Annotated in this window: 1 protein-coding gene; it reads left to right on the forward strand. The window is 45.5% G+C overall.

Annotated features, from left to right (window positions below; genetic code table 11):
* Positions 1–346 precede the first annotated feature (346 nt).
* Positions 347–1,032: aldehyde dehydrogenase family protein (locus tag ACTXGO_RS14550; RefSeq protein WP_443575022.1), on the forward strand; the 686-nt coding region annotated here is incomplete at its 3' end.

The raw sequence follows: 1,032 nt of genomic DNA on the forward strand, positions 1-1,032 counted from the left end.
TAGTCAGCTTTAGACAATGATCTAATAATCAGGGTATCACTGGTTGGGTGCGTATAATTTTGCATAGTCGTCACAGTCTTAGCGTTTATAGTTTGTGCTTTAAATTGCGCTTATAGTCCTAATAAAGAGAGATAACCGCAATAAAGAGCAACTTTATGAGATGAGGAGGGTCACTACCGAGTGTAGCAGCTCCGATAAAGGACAGCTCGTTTTATTCTACTATACAAACCTACCAGTACGCCAAATACACTTTTCATTGCGATAGGCTTGCGATACATTAAGCAGCAACTGACAGTGGCTCACACTGGCTGGGGTTCACTTACTCTAGACATGACAAGGAAGACAAATGACAGATAATGATGTAATCACTCAAGATAATACACAGACGCACACAGGTCGCACTATGAGCATTATCAATACCGTTGAAGAGATGCAAGCGCAGTTCACTCGTATGCAAGCCCTCAGTCGTAGCCAGCCGATTAATGACTGGTACGAGCGTGAGACGCAACTTGATAACCTCGAGCTACTGCTTAGTGATAATCAAGATCAGATTGCCAAATCTATTAGTGAAGATTTTGGCTATCGCAGCCAGTCTGAGACGCAGTTCGCTGAGCTGTTTCCAAGCTTTACGGGTATCACTCACGCCAAAAAGCATGGTAAAAAGTGGATGAAACCGCAGCGCATGCCGATATCCGCTTTGTATCGTCCCGCGCACAATGAGATTCAGCCGCAGCCTTTAGGACTGGTCGGTATCATGGTGCCATGGAATTATCCGCTGTTTTTGGCGATAGGACCGATGATTGATGCACTCACCGCAGGCAATCGCATCATGATTAAGATGAGTGAAGCGGCGCCCAAGTTTGCTGAAACCTTTGCAAAACTAGTCGCACATTATTTTTCGCCCGATATGGTCTCTGTCGTATTAGGCGAAGTTGAGATTGCCGAAGAATTTAGCAAGCTGCCCTTTGATCATCTGCTATATACTGGCTCTACCGCTGTCGGCAAAAAGGTAATGGCAGCCGCTGCGCCCAA

It is taken from the genome of Psychrobacter sp. T6-1 (assembly GCF_052258445.1).